The sequence below is a fragment of the Tardiphaga sp. P4_G1 genome (genome assembly GCF_056401215.1).
The window spans coordinates 453,147-475,648 of the sequence record NZ_JBFUJU010000003.1; the positions used below are offsets into that span (position 1 = coordinate 453,147).

The window sequence follows — 22,502 nt, forward strand, 5'->3', positions numbered from 1 at the left end:
GACAGGCACCCATCATGAGCATTGTTGAAATCCTTCCCCGCGTTCGCAGCTTTCGCCTGCCGCGCATCGATGGTCTGACTCAGTGGATCGTGCCACTGCTCATCCTGCTCGTCTGGCAGGCCGCTTGCGTGACCGGTTACGTGCCGGCACGGGTGATGCCGGCGCCGACCGATGTCGCGTTGGCCGGGTGGAAGCTGCTGATCTCGGGTGAACTCGCCCAGAATATCTGGGTGTCGTTCTGGCGTGCTTCCGTCGGCTTCCTGATCGGCGGCAGCATCGGCTTTGCCTTCGGTCTGGCCAACGGCCTGTCCCAGCTCAGCAGCAAGCTCACCGACACGACGCTGCAGATGGTGCGCAACGTGCCGCATCTGGCGCTGATCCCGCTGGTGATCCTGTGGTTCGGCATCGATGAATCGGCCAAGCTGTTCCTGGTCGCGCTTGGCGTATTCTTCCCGATCTACCTCAACACGCTGCACGGCATTCGTACGGTCGATCCGCAGCTGATCGAGATGGGCCGCATCTATGGCATGCGCAATAGCGAGCTGTTCCGCCGCGTGATCTTCCCGGGCGCGTTGCCGTCGATCTTCGTCGGCGTGCGCTTTGCGCTTGGCATCATGTGGCTGACGCTGATCGTGGCCGAAACCATCGCGGCCTCGTCGGGCCTTGGTTACATGGCGATGCAGGCGCGCGAATTCATGCAGATCGACGTCGTCGTCCTCAGCATCCTGATCTATGCGCTGCTGGGCAAGGTGGCCGACAGCGCCTCGCGCGCGCTGGAACGGCTGACATTGTCCTGGCACCCGGCTTTTCAGAAACATTGAGCGAAATTCGGAAGCGAGAATTTGAAATGACCGTGCAACAGTCTCTTCGCCTCAGCCATGCCGATGCTCAGGTCATCGATGCGCCCGTCGATTTCGAACAGGCCCGCGCCACGCAGGCGCGGCGTCCGTCCGAGCAGAAGTCCCGTGGACTGTCGCTGACCATTCGTGGTCTCCGCAAATCCTTCGGCAGCAATGAAGTGCTGCGCGGCGTCGATCTGCATATTCCTGCCGGCCAGTTCGTGGCCATTGTCGGCCAGAGCGGCTGCGGCAAGAGCACGCTGCTCCGCCTGATCGCAGGCCTCGACGCACCGACTGCCGGCACGATCAGCTTTGGTGAGGAAACCCGCGCGGAAGACATCCGCGTGATGTTCCAGGAACCGCGCCTGTTGCCATGGGCCAGCGTGCTCTCGAATGTGGAAGTTGGCCTGGGGACCGACAGGACATCGGCCAATGCCAAGGCGCGCGCTGAAAGTGCATTGACGGAGGTCGGCCTCGCCGAGAAACGGGATCAATGGCCGTCTGTCTTGTCAGGTGGCCAGAAACAGCGTGTCGCGTTGGCGCGGGCACTGGTCAGCCATCCGCGTGTGCTGGCGCTCGACGAGCCGCTCGGCGCACTCGATGCGCTGACCCGTATTTCGATGCAGCAGTTGCTCGGTCGCGTGTGGCATGACCAGACCTTCACCTCGATTCTGGTGACGCATGACGTGTCCGAGGCTGTGGCGTTGGCTGATCGCGTGCTGGTGATTGAAGACGGCCGCATCGCACACGATATCAATGTCGATATCGCTCGGCCGCGGCAGCGCGGCTCGGCAGATCTTGCGGCGCTGGAAGGTTCGATCCTGCGCAATCTGCTCGGCCCGGGAGCCGATGCCACTGGCTTGTGAGACAATTGTGACCTGCGAGGCTGCCATGAATTCCGTCGTTCGTAACATCACCGTCGATCGCGAGATTTCCTCTGATCGCGGGGTCTCTTCGCAAGAATTCCGTGGCGCCATGCGAGTGCTGGCCGGCGGCGTCAGCGTGATCACCGTCGGGCGTGGCAAAGACATCACGGGCATGACGGTGACATCGGTCTCGTCGCTGTCGGTCGATCCACCGACGCTGATCGTCAGCGTCAACAGGGAGTCGTCATCCTGGCCGCTGCTGCAGCGCTACGGCGCCTTCGGTGTCAACATTTTGTCGGCTGATCAGCTCGACGTGGCCGAGCGATTTTCGGGCAAGGGCGGATTGAAGGGCGCAGAACGTTTCGTTGGCGCGCAATGGGTTACCCGGGCAACCGGCGTGCCGCTGCTGGCCGGCAGCCTTGCGGCAATCGACTGCGACGTCGAGGAAGTCATCGAGCGCCACTCCCACGCCATCGTCATCGGCCGCGTCCGCGATGTCATCACCTCGGTCCCGCACACCGCGCTGACCTATTGGGACGGGCAATATGTGGCGATCGACCAGAACGAAGACAATCTGAAGCTCGCCGAAGTCAGCGTGCCCAGCATGCGGGCACTGCGCGAAATCTGATCCGTGGATTGTAAGGTGGGTTAGCGCAGCGTAACCCACCGCCCGGTGGCGCAATACGCTTTGCTATTGTGCCCTACGTGGGATTACTTCGTCAGCAATGCAAACGAGCCGTTCCAGTCCGCTGGTGGCGGGGTCTCCTGATAGGCGCGGATGCGCTTCTCATAGAGATCGTAGAGCTTCTCGAGCGCATTCGCGACATCGGAATTGCGGCCGCGCTCGACGGCGTACAATGCGCCGTCCCAGTCGCGACTACGATAGCAAGCCAGCATTTCGATGGTCAGGTTGCGCAGCGTCTGGAAGCGCTCCGAATGCGTCAGGTCCTCACGTCCGGCGATGGCGTAGATCACTTCCGGTTCTTTCTTGCCCTTCACCATGATGAAGTCGAGTTCGAGAATGGCGAACTTGTCCTTGACGGCGAGCGCGGTCTTCGAGCCGACGATGATCGGAAAGCCGTATTCCTTTGACTGGCCTTCGAGACGCGAGGCCAGATTGACGCTATCGCCGAGCACCGAATAGTCGAAGCGCAGATCCGATCCCATATTGCCGACGACGCAGATGCCGGTATTGAGGCCGATGCCGATATTGATCGGGATATAGACGTGGCCGCCGTTCTCGGCCTCGGTCTGGCGCAGTCCGTTCAGCGCGTCGATGCGATCCAGCATGTCGAGCGCGGCGTGGCAGGCATTGATCTGGTGCTGATCGTCGTCGAGCGGTGCATTCCAGAACGCCATGATGGCGTCGCCCATATATTTGTCGATCGTGCCCTTGCGATCGAGGATTGCATTGGTCAGCGGCGTCAGAAAGCGGTTCATCAGCGTGGTCAGGCCATGCGGATCGTGCTTGTAGGATTCCGAGATCGTGGTGAAGCCGCGCACATCGGAGAACATGATGGTCATCTCGCGCTCTTCGCCGCCGAGCACCAGTTTCTCCGGCGACTGCGCTAGCTGCGCGACCAGGGCTGGCGACAGATACTGGCTGAAGGCCGAACGGATGCGGCGGCGCTGCGCCTGCTCGCGCACGAAATTGCTGAAGATCAGCGTGAGATAGATCAGTGTGGTCGAGAGCAAGGGATAGGTGAAGTCGATCAGCAGGCGGTGCTGCGTGTAGAAATACCAGGATGTGCCGGCGAGCAGCGCCGCAAATACGGCGCCCATGATGACGAGGGTGACGGGCCCGAACATCGGGGCGAGCCAGATCACGATAATGCCGAGAATGATCGCAATGCACAGCTCGGCGCCACGCGTATAGGCGGGTTGCGACAGCACGGTCTTCGTGAGCGCACTCTCCAGCACCTGCGCATGAACCTCGACGCCGGGAATCACTGCGTCGAGCGGTGTCGTTTTGGTGTCGAGCAAGCCGACCGCCGAGGTGCCGATCAACACCAGATGCCGTGCGATCATGCCGGGCTGCACCGTGCCATCGAGCACGTCGGATGCCGAGACATAGATGCTCGGATCGCGCTTGGCGAAATGCACCCAGATCCGTCCTTCGCTGTCGGTGGGAATCTCCAGACCCTTGACCGCAATGCTCTTGATGCCTGCGCGGTCGGATTTGATCAGGATCGTGTCGGTGCCGGTGATGGCGCGCAGCATCTCGAAGCTCAGCGACGGCATGACTATGCCTTGCGCCTGCATCATCACGGGCACGCGGCGCACGAGACCGTCGCGCTCCTGACTGATCGTGAACAGGCCGCGTCCCATGGCGGCCTTTTCCAGCAGGTCGATATTCCGGATCAGTCCGGGAAACGCCAGCATGAACGGCTGCGGATCGCCGCCGAGCATGGCCAATCCCGTCAGGGGCAGAGACTTGTCGAGTTCCGAAACGATATAGGGCAGGCCGGACTCGCCAAGCACCACGCGCCCGCGCCGGATGGCGTCGGCCAGCACCTGATCGTTGCTGGGTAATGCTTTCAGCCGGATGCGCGTCTCGTCATCGAGCCCTGTAAAACTCTCCGCCGCCAGCGCAGGATTCAGCCGGTCCGGTTCGGGGAATACGATGTCGAAGCCGGTCACGACGGCGCCGAGTTGGTTCAACCTGGTGACAAGCTCGGCGATTCGCGTGCGCGGCCACGGCCACTGGCCATATCTTGCGAGGCTCTTCTCGTCGATATCCACGATGGTAACGGGCTTCGCCGTCTTCAGCCGCGGCTGGATCACCTGATAGGTATCGAAGACCCGCAGCCGCAATTCCTCGATGGCGGGTGGGTCAGCGATGCGCAGCAATGCGAGGCCAAGCAGTAATACGACACAGAACGCACGTGCCCAACCGAACCGCTGCGCCAGCCGTTTCACTCGCCGCATGCGCTTCATGGGTGTCGCGTCATTTCTCGCGGAAGGCGCGCATCAATTGATCGCTTAGCGGCTTGGCGAGATAGGACAGCATGGTGCGGTCGCCGGTCTGTACGAAGGCTTCGACGGGCATGCCGGGGATCAGGCGCACATCGCCGAGCTTGGCGACTTCCGACGCCGGCATCGAAATCCGGATCGTGTAATAGCTCTGCCCGGTGCGCTGGTCCGTCGTCGTATCCGGCGAGACGCGGCTGACGGCGCCGTTGAGCTCGGGCGTGGTGCGCTGGTTGAAGGCGGAAAGTCGCAGCAGCGTCTTCTGGCCGATCTGCAGCTTGTCGATATCCTGCGGATTGACCCGGGCTTCCACCGACAGATTGTCGGTCTGCGGCACGATCAGCATGACGGCGTCGCCCGCGGTAATGACCCCGCCGATCGTGTGTACGGTGGACTGCAGCACCATGCCGTCCTGTGGCGCGCGGATGTCGATGCGGCGCAGCTGGTCCTCGGCGGTGACCTTGCGTTCGACGAATTCGCCGATCTTGTCATTGGTCTCGCGCAGATCCTTGGAGACCTCGCTGACCAGATCCTTGTCGATCTGGAAAATCTGCAGCTCGATCTCGGTGATCTTGCCCTTGGCCTGGGCGCGAGCGGCGATGAATTGCGCGCGTTCGCCGGCGAGGCGCGCGGCGTCGCGTTCCAGCACGGTCAGGCGCGAGATCTGCACCAGCTGCTGGTCGAACAATCCGCGGACGCCGACCAGTTCCTTTTCCACCAGCGCGATTTCGCGGGTCTTTGCAGTTTCCTGCGCGGTGAGGCCGGCGATCTCCTCGTTGAGCTGCGCAATGCGTTCGCGAAGCTGCTGCTTCTGGCCGACGCGGCCGGTCGAGCGCACATTGAACAGTTTCGTTTCGCTTGCGATGACATTCTTCACGTCGTCATCTGCGATCTGCTCGATAAGCTGCGGTGGAAACGTAATACGATCGACGCCGCGCTGTTCGGCTTCCAGCCGCGCCGCGCGTGCCCACAATCCGTTGAGGTTCTTGGTGACGATAGCAAGGCCGGCTTTGGTGACGGTATCGTCCAGGCGCACGACGACATCGCCGGCCTTTACCAGGTCGCCGTCGCGGGCGCGCACTTCGCCGACGACGCCGCCGGTCGGGTGCTGGACTTTCTTGACGTTGGAATCGACGACCACCGAGCCGGGCGCGATCAGGGCGCCGGAGATCTGCGCCGTCGATGCCCAGCCGCCCAAGCCGCCTGCGAGCACGAGCACAACGACGAGGCCGATAATGAGGTGGATTCGGATCGAGCGGCGCGATCCTGTGAGCGGTGCACTCATGGCTTGGCTACTCCGCCGTCGGCGACGATCTTGATCGGCTGTGCTGCCGGGCGCTGCAGCACCTGACCCAGCACGGTCTCCTTCGGTCCGAAGGCCTGCATGCGACCATCCTTCAGCACCAGTAGCATGTCGACGCCTTCGATGCCGATCGGCCGATGTGCAACGACGATGACGATGGCACCGCGCGTACGGGCCGCGCGCACGGCCTTGGTCAGCGCTTCATCGCCTTCGGTATCGAGATTGGAATTCGGTTCGTCCAGAACGATCAGGAACGGATCGCCATACAGTGCGCGCGCCAGCGCGATGCGTTGCGCCTGGCCGGCGGACAGAACGCCGCCGTGATCGCCGACCTGCGTATCATAGCCTTCGCGCATGCCGACGATGAGGTCGTGGACGCCGGCCTGCCTTGCCGCGGTGATGATGTCGTCATCCTTCGCATCGGGATCGAAACGGCAGATATTGTCGGCAATGGAGCCTGCAAATAGTTCGACATCCTGAGGCAAATAGCCGATATGGCGGCCGAGATCGTCCGGCGCCCATTGGTCGAGCGCCGCGGCGTCGAGCCGGACATGACCGCGCACCGGCTTCCAGACGCCGACCAGCGCGCGCAGCAGCGATGACTTGCCGGAGCCCGACGGTCCGATGATGCCGAGGCCGTTGCCGGCCGCGAGTGCAAACGTGATGTCGCTGACCGTGATCTTCTGCTCACCCGGCGGTGCGATGCTGACGCCTTCGATCGTCAGTTTCTGCGACGGGTTCTGCAGCTGAGTAACAGCTGCCTGATCCGGCAGAGCGTATAGCAGCCCGTTGAGCCGATGCCAGCTCTGCCGGGCGGTGACAAAACCCTTCCAGTGCGCGATCGCCAGATCGACCGGCGCCAGCGCGCGGGCACTGAGGATCGAGCCGGCGATGATGATGCCGGCGGTGGCTTCCTGATTGATCACGAGATAGGCGCCGACACCGAGCACCGCTGATTGCAGGATCATGCGCATCACCTTGGCGATGGCGCCGAGACCGCCGGCCACATCGCTGGTGCGCTGGTTGCCGGCCAGATAGGTCTCGTTGGCTTCGCGCCAGCGCTGCGTCAGACGCCCGGCCATGCCCATCGCGACGACGACTTCGGCATTGCGCCGGCTGGCCGAGGCAATCCCGCTGCGGCGTGCCGCAAGACCATTGGCCTCGCGCGCAGGTTCGCGGGTCATGATTTCCGTGAGGATCGTCAGGCCTACCAGCAGAACTGCGCCGACCAATGCGGTGACGCCGATCATCGGATGGAAGGCAAAGCAGATCGCCAGATAGAGCGGCAGCCATGGCAGGTCGAACAGTGCGCTCGGCCCCATGCCAGAGAGGAACGAGCGGACGTTATCGAGGTCGCGCAGCGGTTGCAGGCCTTCGTTGTGTCCGCCGGCGAGGAGCGGCAGTCGCACCACGGTCTGGAACACGCGAGGGCTCAGCGCCTCGTCAAGCGAACTACCGATCCGCACCAGAATGCGGCCGCGCAGCAGGTCGAGAATACCCTGAGCCACGTAAAGGCCGCCGGCCAGGACGATGAGACCGACGAGAGTCGGCACGCTGCGGCTTGGCAGCACACGGTCATAGACCTCGAGCATGAAGAACGAGCCGGTCAGATACAGGATATTGATCATGCAGCTCATCAGCCCGACGCCCAGAAAGGCGCCGCGGCAGGCCCGCAAGGCATCGCCGAGCTCAGTCCGTGCTGGCAGGCTGGAGGTTCGTGACAGGCCACGCTGCATCGTCAAACCTTTGCGGATCGCACGGATCGATGGTCGTCAGGTGCTGCATACCACCCGAGCCCTGATCTAACGGCCATTATGCCATCATCGGAACGATTTGTGCAGGTGGTCCATTAGGGACAGTTAATGGACCAGTCGGCCAGTGCCGAAATCCCTCCGCACGGGATCAGGCATGCAGAATGAAGTCGTTTGCAGTGAGATGGCTTTTGACCACGTCCTGAAGCAGAATCGTGTTGGTCTGCACCACCGCGTCGGGCGCATCGAGATGGATCAGCGTATCGTTACCGACCTGGGTGGCGTGCGCATCGAGCCAGGCCGTCAAAGTGCTGCCAGTCGTCGGCGCATTCGGCATGTGGAGATCAATCCGGTCTTCGCCCGGCTTGAAATCCGTGATCGTATGCTGGCCCTGATTATTCGCGAAGACAAACTGATCCTTGCCAGCGCCTCCGGTCAACGTGTCCTTCAGGTAAGTCGCAAGAATGACGTCCTTGCCGCTGGTTCCCTCGAGAACAATCGAAGCCGAGTCTGACAACGCAACGATGAAATTCACCGAGTCTGATGCGCCATCGCTATCGGTGACCGTAACCGACACCTTCTCCGTGGTCGGGGGGACAGAGTTGCCGGGCGCATAGGTGATACCTTGTGCGAGACTCGCATTGATGGCAGCAAAGCTCTCGGAGTTGCCTCCGACGGGTGTCGCATGGCCCCAGCCTGTTGCGGTGGTGACGGTGAAATTCCCGTTTGAAGAGTCCGCATCTGCGACCGAAATCCCCATCAGTGTGATCTGGCCGGACTGGCTTTGCGAAAAAGACAGGTTTTCCGTCGAGATCATCGGCGCGTCATTGACCGGTGCAACGTCGAAGCTGACGGTACCCGTTGATGTCGCCGTGCCGTCGAACAGCGTGTATGTGAAGCTGTCGGCGCCATTGTAGTTCGCAGATGGATGATAGGTGATAATATTGTCGGCGAGCGTCGCCGATCCGCCGTGGACGCTCGTTGTACTCACTGCGGTTATAGAGAGCGAGCTCTGGTTCTGGCCAGTGTCGTTTTGCAGCAACTGCTGTGTCGTCAGCGTCGTGCCGGTGTCTTCCCGGAAAGCGATCTGTCCCGGCAATCCACCTAATTCCTCGATGAAGACACGTCCGTTATCAAAACCCGGTTCGTCGTTCCATCCAAGATTTTGGGAGTCGGTGACGCCTTCGATGTGAATGTATTGTGTATTCGCGCCACCACCGCCATTCGGCTCGAGCGGAGCCCAGTGTGCATAGTTCAAGGGCGTGCCTGCCTCGGGGCCGGTCGCCCAGAAAAAATGTCCCGAGCCATTCGCATCGTCATGGCTCACGCCTCCGAGCCAGGCGCGATAGCCGGTGGCAATCGGCCCGACAAAGTCCTGTTCGGATTGGCTTGTAATCGTTGCGAGATAAGCACCGTCCGCTTGAGCCGTCGCTTTTGCGACGCTCCAGCTCGATGCGGTTGTAACCAATCGATAATAGTGGCCGTTATCGATGTTCAGTAGCCAGCCGCCACCAAGCGAGGGCACTGCTGCGTTGAGGATGTGATCTTCATTTGCGGTCGGCGCCGGATGCGTTAGTGTGCTGCCGCCACTGAACGCATCGCTCGTGCTGTTGAACAACGAGCCGTCATTAGCTTTGATCGAAAAAGTCGGCGTTTTGTTGCTGCCGTCCTGCACAAAACGGACGTGGTCAGCATTCAGCTCCGCTGTGGTGAAGCTCGTATCGGTCGTCCACGACCACTGCCCGTGGCTATAGTTGTAAGTTTCAAAATGACCGCCCTTCACATTGGAGACGGTGAATTTGAAACTGCTGCTGTCTGGATCGCAGACGCCGAAATTCGATGCGTGAAGCAGGACGCTGCCGCCCTGGTCCACGCTGAAGTGAGCGTTCACGATCTTCGGCGCGTCGTTGACCGGGATGAAGACCACGGTGCTGTCGACCGGATTGCTCAGGTGATTGGGTGTATCGGTGTGGTTGTCGTCGGCTGTGACGGTATATGACGGCGGAATCTCGCCGCCATCATGCGTGAAGATAGCCCGGCCGGCCTTCAGGTCTGCGGTGGTGAAGTGATCGGTCTCGACCCAGCTGTTTCCCTGCTTGATCTTGAACACGCCGTGTTCGACGTCGGAGACCGTGAAGGTGAAGCTGTTGTCGTCGGGATCGTTTACAAGGAAGTTCAGGACGGTCAGGACGACCGTGGCGCCTTCGGCGATCAGCAGCGGTGCCGCGAGCATCTTGGGAGCGTCGTTGACGTGCTCGATCTCGATAGTGGCGCGGAAGGTGTCGCTGAGGTTATGCTCGCTTTGGCCGTCATTAGCCCGGATCGAGAAGCTCGCGTCGGACTCGCTGCCGTCATGCACGAATCGGACATGACCGGCGTCGAGGTCGTCCGAGGTGAATGTGGTGGTGTCGCACCAGTTGCCGCTCTCGGTCTGAATCTGGAACTTGCCGTGCCGGACCTGGGAGACGGTGAAGGAGAAGTCGTGACTGTCAGGGTCGACGATGCCGATGCTGGTGGCGGAGAGAACAGTGGTGCCACCCTCGCTCAAGGCAAACGAAGCGGATTTGATCGCCGGCCGGTCATTGGTGCCGGTGACGGTGATGGTTTCCGTCTGCGTGGTCTTGCCGCCCTGGCCATCGAAGATGTCGTAACTGACGGTGATAATCATCTTCTCGCCGGCAGCGAGATGATCGAATGCTTTATTTGCAGGATCGTAGGTCAACGACGTGCCGTTAAGCGACAGCCCTGCCGGAAGATCTGTTGATGAATCGTCGTTGYCGATCGTATAGCGCACGTTGTCGATCGACAGCGTTCCGCCATCCGGATCGTTAACGCCTGTCAGGAGATCGACCGTGACGGCACAGTCGCCCTCGTTTGCCGCTGACGTGAGCGGCTTGTCGACGACAGGGGCAAGGTCCGAGAATTTGACAGTCTGAGTCGCTGTCGGGCTTTGGCTGTTCGGAGCTCCACTGCGGTCATCGACCTGGAGGTCGAATGATGGCGGGCCTCTGCCGTCGCTGATGAAGTGAACCCGTCCGTGCTGAAGGTCGGCCATGGTGAAGGTGATCGCCTGGCTCTCGGAGAGCGCTCGGAATCCGGCGAAGCGAAGAAGCTGGCCAGGCGGCGGATCGACGACGAAATAGCCGCCGCTCACATTGGTGACGGTAAATGTGAAGTCTGAGCCGACATCCGGGTCACTGATGGTGAAGCTCGTGGCGCCGAGCGTGACTTCTCCGCCCTGAGGCACTGTGAAGTTCGTCGATACGATCGTCGGCTGATCGTTCACGCCCGTAACCGTAATCGTCTCGGTCTGCGCGACGCTCGCCCCATGGGCGTCGATAACGTTGTAGGTGACGGTGATGGTCGCGGTCTGGCCTTCGCCGAGATAGGCAAAGGCGCTCGGATCGACATGCAGCGTCGTGCCGGTCAGTGTCACGCCGGTCGGTGCGGCCTGTTGTGCGGTGCCGCCATTCAGCGCGAACTTGACGTTGCCGACAGTCAATGTCGCCGTTTCGCCGAGATCGGCGTCGGATGCGCCGGCTAGCAGGTTGAAACTCTGCGCGCCGTCATCCTGGCTCGCTGCAGCGGTCAGTGCCGACAGCACGACAGGCGCATCATTGGAGCCATCGACCGTGAAGGTCAGAGTCTCATGGGTCGTGTCCGGCCCGGACTGGCTGTCGAAGCCGATGGTGTAGACGGCCTTCTGTCCGGCGGCGAGGAACTTGAACGCTGCCGGATTGTAACTGACATGACCGGTTTGTGGATCGACGGTGACCAGCGATTTGAGGTCAAGCGACGTGGGTGTGCCGCTCGGGCCGCTCGCCGAAATGATATGCGCTGTGCCCGGCACATAGGGTGTCGCAACGTCGCCGCTATCCGGATCGGTGATCTGGACCTGATCCTTGATTTCAAAGCTGGTCTTGTCGACCGGCAGCATCACGACAACCGGAGCGACGGTGACGATCGGCGCGGTGTTGAAGCGCGTGAAGGTGACGTCGATCGGCGACGTGTTGGAGCCGTCGCCCTGCAGCTTGATCGGGACGGTGTAGGGCTGGTTCGGCAGAAGATCCGGAATTATGAATTTCAAGGGATCCGGACTGGTGCCGGAATTGGGATCGCCCGGAGATGAACCGCCGCCGGGTCCGCTGCGCGGATTGGCGTTCGGAACGTAGTTCGGGAAATAGGTCTGCAGCGTTTGCTCAATGATCGCCCGTGCGATCGGCGTCAGCGGATCGGCGATGCCTGTGGATGTATCGCCATTGCCGAGCACACTGGTGACCTGACCGGCCGCATTGACGGTGCCGATCGCCTGGCCGCTGGTCTTGCTATACAAAACGTAGGAGCCGGTCGCGCCGTTGGGCTCGACCAGAACCTGGAATTTCACCGGCGGTGCGCCGCCCTGTCCGGGCACTTCGAAACCGATTTCGACCAGCACGGCGGTGCCGCGGATGCCCATCGTGGCAACCGGCGTATCGACGCGCATATTGCCATGCTTGGCAGTTTCGCCGGCAACGAAAGTGATCGTGCCCTGCACGAGGCTGAGCAAGGATGAGTTCGCCGATCCCTGGGGATCGTAGACCATCTCGTTCAGCACCATGCGTGCATTGGCCGAGAGGCCAAACACGGTGCCATCGATGAAAGTCATGGTCAGCGATGAGTCTGCGCCAGCCTGGACCACGTCGCCCTTCTGCACCTGGTCTCCGACATTGAGCATCACAGAGACGCCATTGCGGATGGCAGTCGCGCTGCCGGCTAGCTTGCTAACAGTACCAATGACTTGCGCGGCGGCAGTGGCGCCGCCGCCGAGCTGCGCGACCTGCACTTCACCAACAAGGGCGGTGACGAGGTCGCCGGACAGCTGCGCGCCATCGGGCGACGACAGAGCTGCGCGCAGCGAACCCTTGAAATAGTCGGAGACGACGTGTTCGTGCCCGTCCTTGGACAGCACGAGATCGACGCCGGAGCGCTTGTAGTCGCCGGAGAACAGCAGGTTGGCATCCTGCACGACAATCGCGGAACCGGCCGTATGAGCGGAAAACGTATGGCCAATACTGCCGCCGCCAGCTGTTGGTTCGGCCGGAGCATCGCCAGATTGCGAAAATTCGAATTGACCCGCGTAGTTCAATTTCTACCGCGCATGGTTATGGTTATTAATTAGCTAATTTGCGAGCCATGCATACCACCGCGGGGTGCAATGCGATAGTGGACGTCTGCGCATCACTTTTTCAAGCTATCGCCCGCTTTGTGAAATCATCCGGATACCACTGATCCATATAGTGAATTTTCGTTAACGATGTTCCGAGTTCAGGCTGTGTTCCCGGTTCCGGAAGTCGACGTCGCTGGAACGAATGCGTGAGGTAATATAATCCCTCCCGTACGAGCCTTTCGGCCATTTCGATAAAATTGTCGTCAAGCCGGTTAGCCTCCCTTCAGCCTGTCCGCGAACTTCGCCGACCCGGCTAACCCCTTTTAATCTCGTCGAAAATTAGTCGCCTCAAGATGGCCCCACAAATGATCCGGTCACGTGCGAGCAGCCCTGCTTGCCGATGCCCGGACAGACGGGGCGTCTATGATGTGGACTTCTGCTTTTGCGCGGGTGCGCTGCGCGTCTGTGCTGGCCTTGGGGCTGGCGATTTTCGCGGCACCCGCTGATCTCCTGGCCGGAACGGCCTTCCCTGACCAGGCGATCGGCGCTGTCGACCGGCCTGCGGAGCCGTTTGGCCTCGCCACATCGGCGCTGCCGGAAGGCGAGCTCAAAGCCAAGTGGCGCGGGGTTGAACGCGAGCAGGACGACGAGCAGCTTGCCCTAGAGCTTTGTGCCGAGACGCCCGTCCGCTGCTCGCCTGAGGCAGCGAAGTTTCTGGATATCGTTGGCGATGCCAGTGCCCGCGACGGTCGCGCCCGTATGGGTGAGGTCAATCGCGCTATCAATCTGGCGGTTCGGCCCGGCGATGATCTTGTGCTCTATGGCGCAACGGATGTCTGGCGTTCGCCGCTGGCACTGCTCGCCACTGGCGCCGGCGATTGCGAGGACTATGCCATCGCCAAATTTACCGCATTACGTGCCGCCGGCGTTGCGGCCGAGGATCTGCGGGTCGTGATCCTGCGCGACACGCTGCGCCAGGAAGACCACGCCGTTGCGGCAGCCCGCCTCGATGGCCGCTGGTTCATGCTCGACAACCGTCGCATGGCGATGGTCGAGGACGTCAACATGAAGAACACCAGGCCGCTCTTCGTGATGGATCACAACGGTATCCGACAGTATGTCGATGCGCCGCTGCTGGCAGCTACGCAGCGTCCCGTCGCGGATGAAGTAGCTCTGACCACGCTGGCATCCAACGCCAAAAAGGCTTTGGGCCGCCCCGCACTGTAAGCGGAACGGCCCGTATCGATCGAAGCTCGGTCGGTCGTCTGATTTAGGCCGCGCGAACCTTGGTCAGGAAGTCCGTCACCGCCGATTGCAGCATGCTGGCTTGCCCGTCAAGTTCACGCGCGCCGTTGAGGACCTGTCCGGCCGCTTGTCCCGTGGCGGAGGCTGCTGCGTTGACGCTGCCGATATTGGTGGCGATTTCGCTGGAGCCGGTGGCTGCCGCCTGAATGTTGCGGGCGATTTCGCGGGTCGCAGCGCCTTGCTCCTCGACGGCCGATGAAATCGCCATCGAAATCTCGCTCATCTTCTCGATGGTCGCACTGATATTGCCGATCGCCGAGACGGCATCGCCGGTTGTCGACTGCATGCTGGCAACCTGCGCCGAGATTTCCTCCGTCGCCTTGGCCGTCTGGGTTGCCAGGGCTTTCACTTCCGACGCGACAACCGCGAAGCCTCGCCCCGCTTCACCTGCACGGGCGGCCTCGATGGTGGCATTGAGCGCCAGGAGGTTGGTCTGTGCTGCAATCGTGTCGATCAGCTGCACCACAACGCCGATCTTCTCGGCTGCGCCGGACAGGAGCTGAACCGTTGCGTTGGTTCGGTCTGCTTCGCCGACGGCCTGCCGCGCGATCTCGGTCGATTGCGCGACCTGCCGCGAGATTTCCTCGACGGACGCCGTCAGTTCTTCCGCTGCAGCCGCAACGGTCTGCACGTTGTTCAGCGCCTTCTCGGACGCCATACTGACGCTGGCGACGCGATCGGTGGTTTCGCTTGCGGTGTTGGTCATGGACGATGCGGTGGCCTGCATTCCGGCCGCGGACGTCGCAACCGATTTCACGACGCCGTTGACGCTTTGCTCGAAGCCATCGGCAAGGCTGTTCATCGCCGACTTGCGTTCGGCGGCGACGCGCTGCTGGACGGCGACCTCTTCCTGCTCGAGGCCGTGCATGCGGATCGCGTTGTCCTTGAATACCTGCACCGTCGTAGCCATCGCACCGATCTCGTCGCGACGGCCGGCGCCGGGGATCTCGGCTTCCAGCTTGCCGTCAGCAAGATCCCGCATGCGGGTGCCGAGCTGGCTCAGTGGCCTCGTGATACCGCGGGCGATGAACCAGGCGATCAGACCGGCAACAACAGCGATACCGAGGATCGCTATCGCCAGTGACCAGATGATCGGCGTCATCTTGGTATCGAGGTCGTCGAGATAGGCGCCGGTGCCGACGAACAGATTCCAGTCGGGCACGGCAACCGCATAGGAGAACTTGCGGATCAATTCGGTCGTGCCCGGCTTCATGTATTCGTAATACAGCGTGACATCGCCCTTGGCGGCGACGCCGTCGCGCAACTCGCGGGTCAGCGCACGGCCGTTGGTCGGGACGTCCAGCCGGTTGGTGCCGAACTGTTTCGGATCCGGCGTCACCAGCGCGATGCCGTTCATGTCATAGGAGAAGACGTAGCCGTTGCCCTTGTCATAAGTCATTGTGCGGGCGCGCTTGACGAATTCCTGGATCGCGGCATCCTTCGTCAACTCGCCGGCTGTCACCTGCTTCTGCAGACCGAGCGCCATGTTGCGCGCCGTTTCGACGATGGCGAGAACCTGCTCCATGCGAGAGCTGCGCATTTCAGCGCTGACGAGGCGCGTCGCCTGCACGCCGGCGAGGCAGAGACCGATCAGAGTGACGGTGACGAGAAGCCCAAGCTTGGCGGAAATCGGCAGGTTATTGAGCAGCTTCACGGAAAAGGTCTCCAGCAATCGCGAGCCATGCTTGGATGGCGGTACAATGCTGCACGATACGCAGATGCGTCTTAGAACTTCCTTAATCGTAATTCTCGGGACTCTCCGACGGTTGTGGCTTGGAAAGTGCGCCGCTTCATCTGCAAATTCAGCGGGCTGCGAGTCGCGCTGACTCAAAATACGCCTTGCGCGGGCGCAGGTTCGGGGCGTCAAATGCCGGCCATAAAAACAAACGGGGAAACGATATGGGGCGTCTCGACAACAAGGTTGCAGTCATCACCGGCGCGACGAGCGGTATCGGGTTCCGTACAGCGGAAATTTTCATCGAGCAGGGTGCGAAAGTTGTGATTGCCGGGCGTCGTGCGCCGGAAGGCAATGCGCTTGCTTTGAAGCTCGGCGCAAATTGCAGTTTCCGTCAGACCGACGTTACCGATGAAGCGCAGATGAGTGCACTGATCGGTCACGCGGTCGAGAAATTCGGCCGCATCGATTGCCTGTTCAACAATGCCGGCGGTCCGGCGCAAACCGGTGGTATCGAAGGCCTCGACGTCGATCGTTTCGATATGGCGATGGCGACACTCGTACGCAGCGTCATGCTCGGCATGAAACATGCCGCCCCGCATATGAAGAAGCAGGGCTCGGGCAGCATCATCAACAATGGCAGTATTGCCGGCCGGCTCGCCGGCTACTCGTCCTCGGTGGTCTACGGCGCCGCCAAGGCCGCGGTCATCCATCTGACCAAATGCGTGGCGATGGAGCTCGGTGAGAGCGGCGTGCGCGTCAACAGCATCTCGCCAGGCGCCATTGCGACCGGAATCTTCGGCAAGGCGCTGGGACTATCGGTGGAAGCAGCCGAGCAGACGCCGGCGCTGATGCGCGAGGCATTCAAGGCTGCACAGCCGATCCCGCGTGCCGGCCTGCCGGACGATATCGCCCATGCCGCGGTGTTCCTCGCCAGCGATGAATCCTCTTTCGTCAACGGCAACGATCTGGTGGTCGATGGCGGTGTCACCGGCGGTCGTAACTGGAGCCAGCAGCAGCAGGGCTATGTCGCGATGCGCAAGGCGTTCGGCCAGGACAACGGCTGACGGGCAGGGAGCGAAGAATGTCCATCACATGCGATGCGGTCGCACCGAGGCTGCCTGAAGCCCACTATGTGTCCGTTGCTGTTGCCGCAGGATTGATGTGTGCGATTGCCCTTGGCAAGGCACTTCCGGCGACAATGGACGCCTTGTCGATTGTTCTGGCGCCGCTTTGCGCCGTCAACGCTGGCTCCAGCGCCAATCCCGGCGATGCGGTGGAACTGATCACATCGCATGCGCTGCCGAATGTGCCGGGAAAGCGCGTGACCATTGTACGCGTGTCCTATGGACCCGGCGGCTTCAGCGCGCCGCATCGTCATTCCGGCACGGTGACAGCCTACATCACCAAGGGAGAGATCCGCTCGCAGCTCGGCGGCGGTCCGGTCGAAATCTTCAAGGTTGGGCAGTCATTCTTCGAGCCGCCGGGCTCGACGCATCTCGTCTCGGCCAATGCGAGCAATACGGAGCCGGCGGAGCTGATCGCGGTGTTTGTGGCCGATGAAGGCGCGCAGCTTACGATGCCGCTGGACTAGTTGCGGTGATCGAGGCTGGCGTCTTTTGTATAACGCGTCCATGCCGTTGCAAAAAGGACAAACCTGCGGCCGTCACTTGAACGACGGAGCCATGTCCGGCGATGTGCATGCGCGTGGCAAATCCACGGTCGATGCAGTCTTCCCACACCGTCAGTCGTGGGCACGACGTCCGCCATGCATCGAGCACGTCGGCATGGGATCTGGGTTCGCGCGCGATCCATTCCAGGAGATCAAGGATCAGGGGATCGAGGTCATGGGAATCGAGCTCAAGGAGATCAAGGTCATGGGGCATGGCGCTGTCTGCCTCCCGCGATCGAGGCCGGCGTAATCCGCACCGACCTATGCTATCGATACGCATATCCGCACATAATAAGAACCGGGAGACAATCCATTGTCCAGAACTTTGCGAGTCTTGCTTGTCGCCGTGGCGACCCTTGCTGCCATGGCCAGTGCGTCCGTTGCGGTGCAAGCGCAGACCAAACCCAAGGTCACGTCGCTGGGGCCCGATTTTCCGAAGACCGAGATCTTCATCGGCAACAGCTTCTTCTATTTCAACAACAGCATGCACAGCCACGTGCTGGGGATGGTGCGCGCTGCCGACCCCGCCAACAGGACGAGCTATCAGGCGACCTCGGTGACCATCGGCGGCTCCGGCTTCGAATGGCACGATGTCGAGAGCTACTTTCGACCCAATGCCATCGCGTCCTATTCCTTCGATGATAATAACAACATCATCTTCAACAAGCGGGAGCGGCTGTTCGATGCTGCGATCATGATGGATTGCAGCCAGTGCCCGATCCATCCCAAGCTGAAGTCGGTCTTTACTGAATATGCGAAAAAGGATGCGGACATCGTCAGGGCGCATGGCGCGAAACCGGTCTTCTTCATGTCCTGGGCCTATGAAGACAAGCCGGAGATGACGCAGCAACTGGCCGAGGCCTATACGGTCGCCGGTAATGATAACAATGCCTTGGTGATTCCGGCAGGTCTGGCATTTGCGAGGGTGCGCGCGAAGCAGCCCGAGCTCAATCTGTACCAGCCCGACAGGCGTCATCCGAGCATGGCAGGCACATACCTTGCGTCCTGCGTGGTCTTCGCCGCGCTGACGGGCCGCTCGCCGGTGGGCAATCCGTATCTCGCGGGTCTCGATGAAGCGACTGCGAAGATGCTGCAGACGGCGGCGTGGGAAACGGCGCAGGATTACTACGGGAAGTAGGCCGCCAGCCTCTCCCCGTCATTGCGACGCAGCGAAGCAATCCAGTCTTTCTTTGCCGAAGTGAAGAGCTGGATTGCCGCGTCGCTTCGCTCCTCGCAATGACGGAGGAAAGGCCTGAGCCGGGCTTACCCCTTCTTCTGCAGATCCGGTGCATTGACGAGCGGAATCGCTACGCGCCCTGGTCCGGTGAGCGGCAGCGCCGCGGCGGCCTTGTCGTTGGCCATGATCTTGGCCATCACGGCCTGGCCCGCGCGCTCGAACACCTCGCGGTTCTCGATCACGAATTGCTGCGACTTGCGCAAAGACGCGATGTAGCCGTTGATCTCCGGCACCACATAGCGCGCCACCATGTCCCAGCTGCGCCTCGTGTTCTCCGGATTGGCCCAGTCATGCACGAAGCCGATGATGGTGCCGACACCGCCTGAGACCTGCATCAGGTTCTTGATGGTCTTGATGAGGTCATCCGGCGTGCCGATGGTCGAGGCCGCATTCTCGCCGCCCGCCGTCTTTTCCACTGCGTCCTCGGGTGAGGTGAAGGGCTGCAGGCCCGGCCGCTGCAGCGTGCCGACATTGTATTCGTTGTGCCAGCGCATCAGGCCGGGGCCGGCCTCGCGCGCGGCCTGTTCGCGCGTCTCGGCGATGTGCCAGGACAGCAGCACACGCCAGTTGGCGCGGTCCACCGTGGTGCCGTGCTTCTTCGCGGCATCCTCCGCAAAGCCCCATTGCGTCGGCAGCGCCATCAATCCCTGCGTCGACATCGAGCCGAGCGAGATGATGCCGATGCCGTATTTGCCGGCCAGCGTCATCCCCGACGGCGAGATCTGCGACGCAACCACGAAGGGCATCTCCTCCTGCAGCGGCAGGATCTGCAGCGCGGCATCGTTCATGGTGAACCAGTCGCTCTTCGCGGTGACGCGTTCGCCGTTGAACAGCCGACGGATGATGGCGATGGCTTCGTCCTGGCGGTCGCGCTGGGTCATCGGGTCGATGCCAAGCGTATGCGCGTCGGAAGCGAGAGCCCCGGGGCCGGAACCGAAAATGGCGCGACCGCCGGTCATGTGGTCGAGCTGCACCATGCGTTGCGCGACATTGTAGGGATGATGATAGGGCAGCGAGATCACGCCGGTCCCCAGGCGAATGCGCTTGGTACGTTCGCCTGCCGCGGCGAGGAACATTTCCGGCGAGGCGATCATCTCCCAGCCCGACGAATGATGCTCGCCGCACCAGAATTCATCGTAGCCGAGCGCATCGAGCTGCTCGACGAGATCGAGGTCCCGCCGGAACTGCAGCATCGGATGTTCGCCGATCGGATGATGCGGTGCGAGAAAGGCGCCGAACTTCACGCGAGCCATAGTGTTTCCTCTTTGTAATGTTTTTTAATGTTTTCGTTGCGCGCAGCCTATGGCCACATGTCGCGGCATTCAATGCAGTCCGCTGCATGGCCGCGACGCGCTGCCGCACAATGCCGTCTTGCGGAACGATCGGGCGGATCACCATTTGATGCCTGCACCGCAGCGTTTTCCGCAGGCGGGCAGGAGGACCAATGAGCTACTTCAAAACCGCGATTCTGCTGGCTGGCATGACCGCCCTGTTCATGGGTGTCGGCTATCTCATGGGCGGCGCGTCGGGTGCGATGATCGCGCTGGTGGTCGCCGCCGGCATGAACATGTTCGCCTACTGGAATTCGGATCGCGCGGTGTTGTCGATGCACGGCGCCCAGCCGGTTGATGCACGTAACGCGCCGGACCTGTATCGCATGGTCGGCGAGCTCGCCCACAATGCCGGCCTGCCGATGCCCAAGATTTACATCATGGACAATCCGCAGCCGAACGCCTTTGCGACCGGCCGGAATCCGGAGAACGCGGCCGTTGCCGTGACCACCGGCCTGATGCAGCAGTTGTCGCGCGAGGAACTCGCAGGCGTGGTGGCGCATGAGCTGGCGCATATCAAGCATCACGACACGTTGCTGATGACCATCACAGCGACCATCGCCGGTGCGATTTCGATGATCGCGCAGTTCGGCATGTTCTTCGGTGGCAACCGTAACAATAATGGCCCGGGCGTCATCGGTCAGATCGCACTGATGATCCTGGCGCCGCTTGCGGCCATGCTGGTGCAGATGGCGATCAGCCGCACGCGTGAATATGCCGCCGACGAGATGGGCGCGCGGATCTGCGGCCAGCCAATGTGGCTCGCTTCGGCGCTGGCGAAGATCGACAACGCCGCGCATCAGATTCCGAACGAGGATGCCGAGCGCGCGCCGGCGACAGCGCATATGTTCATCATCAATCCGTTGTCGGGGCGTGCCATGGACAATCTGTTCACCACGCATCCCGCGACGCAGAATCGAATCGCAGCGCTGCAGCAGCTTGCGGGGCAGATGGGTGCTCAGTCGCAGGTACCGACGCGATCCGCGCCTCAAGCAACTGGCCCGTGGAACAGCGGTCAATCGCGTCCGCGCGGTCCGTGGGGCTAAAACCCGTTTGGACTTAACGAGATTGGTCGCCGCGCAGCACCGTTCGGTTCAATGAAAACCGGACATGGCTGCGCGGCCATTCGCTGCGCTTTAGTCCGCTTGTTTACATGTCCCAAATCGTCATCGTGTGCGCTCCTGAAACGGGGACGCATGACTCATGCTCGGACGCATTCTGACGGTTGGCTTGTTTGTTCTGTTCGGTGCGTGTGCGGCACAGGCCGATGCGACGATTCCAAACAAGGATGTTCCCGGCGCGCGCGATAGCGCGTTGTTGAAGCGTTATGACGGTTCCTTCATCATCAGCTACGAGCGCCTCGCCTTCACTGACTTCACCATCCCGCTGTCGAAACTGGAAAAGACCGGCGATAGCGATCGCGATCGGATGAACAATCAGGTCTACAAGCCGAACAAGCTGCTTGAAGTGGAAGGCGCACGTACGCGCATCACCTATCTGCTGCCGGCCAACCGCTCGCCGCTCGAAGTGCTGCGGAACTATCAGGATGTGGTCAAGGCAGCCGGCGGCGAGGTGCTCTATAGCTGCAAGACCGATGACTGCGGCGGCGATCCGACGCGCTCGGCTGCGGGCGGCGGCGGCGATATGAGCCTGCTGATGTATTTCGTCACTGAGGCGCAGTTGAAAGACGGTGATTTCTCCAATGGCAAATGCGCCATGGCGTCTCATCTCGACGATCAGCGCTTCTTCGCTGCCAAGATCCCGCAAGCTGGCGGCGAAGCCTATGTCACCGTGCAGACCTATCTCGTGAAGGACGATCTCTACTGCAAGGCCTTCAACGAACGCACCGTGGCCGTCGTGCATATCGTCGAGCCGAAGCCGCGTGAGCAGAAGATGGTGGTGGTAAAGGCCGACGAGATGGCGAAGACCATCGGCTCTACCGGCCGCGTTGCCCTTTACGGAATATTCTTCGATACAGGCAAGGCCGACCTGAAGCCGGAATCATCGCCGACCCTGCAGGAGATTGCAGGTCTGCTGTCGTCGGATCCGAAGCTCGCCGTGCTGATCGTTGGCCATACCGATAATCAGGGCGCCTATGACTACAATCTCGATCTGTCGCGCCGCCGCGCCGAGTCGGTGGTCGCAGCGCTCACTACGAGCTTCCGTGCAGACGGCAAGCGCCTGCGCGCAGCCGGTGTCGGCATGCTCGCACCTGCAGCATCGAATGACCAGGATGACGGCCGCGCCAAGAACCGGCGTGTGGAAGTCGTCAAGCTGAACTGATCGCAACGGATGTTGGGGGTGGGTGGGCTCGCCGGTGTGAGGTCCTTCGGATAGGCGCTGTTCTGTTGGAGAAGAGATATCTCTCCAGATTCGACCAAAGCCCAATAGTGCTAAAGAAGCAGAC

16 protein-coding genes and 1 pseudogene are annotated in these 22,502 nt (G+C 61.5%); 10 read left to right on the plus strand and 7 right to left on the minus strand.

The window, feature by feature from the left end; translation table 11 throughout:
- The first annotated feature begins 14 nt into the window (after positions 1-14).
- The 3 genes and pseudogenes from AC1DUY_RS09845 to AC1DUY_RS09855 all read left to right on the plus strand — a co-directional run bounded on the left by AC1DUY_RS09845 (position 15) and on the right by AC1DUY_RS09855 (position 2,333).
- Entirely contained in the window at positions 15-821 is an 807-nt protein-coding gene (locus tag AC1DUY_RS09845) for an ABC transporter permease subunit (RefSeq protein WP_478113872.1), read from the plus strand.
- A 239-nt stretch (positions 822-1,060) separates the two neighbouring features.
- Positions 1,061-1,705 (plus strand): annotated as a pseudogene (locus AC1DUY_RS09850) (ATP-binding cassette domain-containing protein); the annotation flags it as partial.
- 25 nt (positions 1,706-1,730) lie between these two features.
- Positions 1,731-2,333, plus strand: a complete 603-nt coding sequence (locus AC1DUY_RS09855; RefSeq protein WP_439074332.1) for a flavin reductase family protein — start codon at positions 1,731-1,733, stop codon at positions 2,331-2,333.
- A gap of 83 nt (positions 2,334-2,416) precedes the next feature.
- On the opposite strand, the gene AC1DUY_RS09860 is transcribed toward AC1DUY_RS09855, so the two are convergent.
- The 3 genes from AC1DUY_RS09860 to AC1DUY_RS09870 are packed head-to-tail and all read right to left on the minus strand — an operon-like array spanning position 2,417 to position 7,615.
- Positions 2,417-4,642, minus strand: a complete 2,226-nt coding sequence (locus tag AC1DUY_RS09860; RefSeq protein WP_478113874.1) for a CHASE2 domain-containing protein — start codon at positions 4,640-4,642, stop codon at positions 2,417-2,419.
- A 10-nt stretch (positions 4,643-4,652) separates the two neighbouring features.
- Positions 4,653-5,960 (minus strand): HlyD family type I secretion periplasmic adaptor subunit, encoded by a 1,308-nt coding sequence (locus tag AC1DUY_RS09865; RefSeq protein ID WP_441230981.1) that lies wholly within the window; start codon positions 5,958-5,960, stop codon positions 4,653-4,655.
- Positions 5,957-7,615 (minus strand): type I secretion system permease/ATPase, encoded by a 1,659-nt coding sequence (locus AC1DUY_RS09870; protein ID WP_441230980.1) that lies wholly within the window; start codon positions 7,613-7,615, stop codon positions 5,957-5,959. The genes AC1DUY_RS09865 and AC1DUY_RS09870 overlap by 4 nt, the downstream gene beginning before the upstream one ends.
- On the opposite strand from AC1DUY_RS09870, the gene AC1DUY_RS09875 reads away from it, so the two are divergent.
- Positions 7,605-7,784 (plus strand): hypothetical protein, encoded by a 180-nt coding sequence (locus AC1DUY_RS09875; RefSeq protein WP_439075071.1) that lies wholly within the window; start codon positions 7,605-7,607, stop codon positions 7,782-7,784. The genes AC1DUY_RS09870 and AC1DUY_RS09875 overlap by 11 nt on opposite strands.
- Before the next feature lie 96 nt (positions 7,785-7,880).
- Here AC1DUY_RS09875 and AC1DUY_RS09880 read toward each other — a convergent pair whose 3' ends face one another.
- Complete coding sequence (locus AC1DUY_RS09880; RefSeq protein ID WP_478113878.1) at positions 7,881-12,854, minus strand: cadherin-like domain-containing protein; 4,974 nt, start codon at positions 12,852-12,854, stop codon at positions 7,881-7,883.
- A gap of 447 nt (positions 12,855-13,301) precedes the next feature.
- Here AC1DUY_RS09880 and AC1DUY_RS09885 point away from each other — a divergent pair, with 447 nt between their 5' ends.
- Positions 13,302-14,102, plus strand: a complete 801-nt coding sequence (locus AC1DUY_RS09885) for a transglutaminase-like cysteine peptidase (protein WP_478114049.1) — start codon at positions 13,302-13,304, stop codon at positions 14,100-14,102.
- Between the two features lie 43 nt (positions 14,103-14,145).
- Here the strand turns inward: AC1DUY_RS09885 and AC1DUY_RS09890 are convergent, their stop codons facing one another.
- Positions 14,146-15,834 carry a methyl-accepting chemotaxis protein gene (locus AC1DUY_RS09890; RefSeq protein ID WP_478113880.1) on the minus strand — a complete coding sequence of 563 codons (1,689 nt, stop codon included), beginning with the start codon at positions 15,832-15,834 and terminating at the stop codon, positions 14,146-14,148.
- Between the two features lie 245 nt (positions 15,835-16,079).
- Between AC1DUY_RS09890 and AC1DUY_RS09895 the strand changes: the two genes are divergently transcribed.
- Positions 16,080-16,922: an SDR family NAD(P)-dependent oxidoreductase gene (locus AC1DUY_RS09895; RefSeq protein ID WP_478113882.1), complete on the plus strand. Its 843-nt coding sequence runs from the start codon at positions 16,080-16,082 to the stop codon at positions 16,920-16,922.
- 17 nt (positions 16,923-16,939) lie between these two features.
- Positions 16,940-17,449, plus strand: coding sequence for a cupin domain-containing protein (locus tag AC1DUY_RS09900; protein WP_175369187.1), 510 nt, complete (start codon positions 16,940-16,942; stop codon positions 17,447-17,449).
- Here AC1DUY_RS09900 and AC1DUY_RS09905 read toward each other — a convergent pair.
- Complete coding sequence (locus AC1DUY_RS09905; RefSeq protein ID WP_478113884.1) at positions 17,430-17,741, minus strand: hypothetical protein; 312 nt, start codon at positions 17,739-17,741, stop codon at positions 17,430-17,432. The two genes, AC1DUY_RS09900 and AC1DUY_RS09905, sit on opposite strands and share 20 nt — an antisense overlap.
- A 150-nt stretch (positions 17,742-17,891) precedes the next feature.
- Here AC1DUY_RS09905 and AC1DUY_RS09910 point away from each other — a divergent pair, with 150 nt between their 5' ends.
- Positions 17,892-18,665, plus strand: a complete 774-nt coding sequence (locus AC1DUY_RS09910; RefSeq protein ID WP_120288064.1) for an SGNH/GDSL hydrolase family protein — start codon at positions 17,892-17,894, stop codon at positions 18,663-18,665.
- Between the two features lie 125 nt (positions 18,666-18,790).
- On the opposite strand, the gene AC1DUY_RS09915 is transcribed toward AC1DUY_RS09910, so the two are convergent.
- Entirely contained in the window at positions 18,791-20,017 is a 1,227-nt protein-coding gene (locus tag AC1DUY_RS09915) for an LLM class flavin-dependent oxidoreductase (RefSeq protein WP_120287515.1), read from the minus strand.
- 191 nt (positions 20,018-20,208) lie between these two features.
- Between AC1DUY_RS09915 and htpX the strand changes: the two genes are divergently transcribed.
- Both htpX and AC1DUY_RS09925 read left to right on the plus strand, forming a co-directional pair.
- Positions 20,209-21,141: a zinc metalloprotease HtpX gene (gene htpX / locus AC1DUY_RS09920; protein WP_120287514.1), complete on the plus strand. Its 933-nt coding sequence runs from the start codon at positions 20,209-20,211 to the stop codon at positions 21,139-21,141.
- Positions 21,142-21,298: 157 nt separating this feature from the next.
- On the plus strand, positions 21,299-22,378 hold the full coding sequence (locus AC1DUY_RS09925) for a DUF4892 domain-containing protein (RefSeq protein WP_478113887.1): 1,080 nt from the start codon (positions 21,299-21,301) through the stop codon (positions 22,376-22,378).
- The last annotated feature ends 124 nt before the right edge of the window (positions 22,379-22,502 follow it).

Bases quoted from the DNA above. Each gene is read 5' to 3' on its own strand.
- AC1DUY_RS09845 (WP_478113872.1), top strand. From the start codon at position 15: ATGAGCATTGTTGAAATCCTTCCCCGCGTTCGCAGCTTTCGCCTGCCG.
- AC1DUY_RS09855 (WP_439074332.1), top strand. From the start codon at position 1,731: ATGAATTCCGTCGTTCGTAACATCACCGTCGATCGCGAGATTTCCTCT.
- AC1DUY_RS09860 (WP_478113874.1), bottom strand. From the start codon at position 4,642: ATGAAGCGCATGCGGCGAGTGAAACGGCTGGCGCAGCGGTTCGGTTGG.
- AC1DUY_RS09865 (WP_441230981.1), bottom strand. From the start codon at position 5,960: ATGAGTGCACCGCTCACAGGATCGCGCCGCTCGATCCGAATCCACCTC.
- AC1DUY_RS09875 (WP_439075071.1), top strand. From the start codon at position 7,605: ATGCAGCTCATCAGCCCGACGCCCAGAAAGGCGCCGCGGCAGGCCCGC.
- AC1DUY_RS09870 (WP_441230980.1), bottom strand. From the start codon at position 7,615: ATGAGCTGCATGATCAATATCCTGTATCTGACCGGCTCGTTCTTCATG.
- AC1DUY_RS09885 (WP_478114049.1), top strand. From the start codon at position 13,302: ATGTGGACTTCTGCTTTTGCGCGGGTGCGCTGCGCGTCTGTGCTGGCC.
- AC1DUY_RS09895 (WP_478113882.1), top strand. From the start codon at position 16,080: ATGGGGCGTCTCGACAACAAGGTTGCAGTCATCACCGGCGCGACGAGC.
- AC1DUY_RS09900 (WP_175369187.1), top strand. From the start codon at position 16,940: ATGTCCATCACATGCGATGCGGTCGCACCGAGGCTGCCTGAAGCCCAC.
- AC1DUY_RS09905 (WP_478113884.1), bottom strand. From the start codon at position 17,741: ATGCCCCATGACCTTGATCTCCTTGAGCTCGATTCCCATGACCTCGAT.
- AC1DUY_RS09910 (WP_120288064.1), top strand. From the start codon at position 17,892: ATGGCCAGTGCGTCCGTTGCGGTGCAAGCGCAGACCAAACCCAAGGTC.
- AC1DUY_RS09915 (WP_120287515.1), bottom strand. From the start codon at position 20,017: ATGGCTCGCGTGAAGTTCGGCGCCTTTCTCGCACCGCATCATCCGATC.
- htpX (WP_120287514.1), top strand. From the start codon at position 20,209: ATGAGCTACTTCAAAACCGCGATTCTGCTGGCTGGCATGACCGCCCTG.
- AC1DUY_RS09925 (WP_478113887.1), top strand. From the start codon at position 21,299: ATGCTCGGACGCATTCTGACGGTTGGCTTGTTTGTTCTGTTCGGTGCG.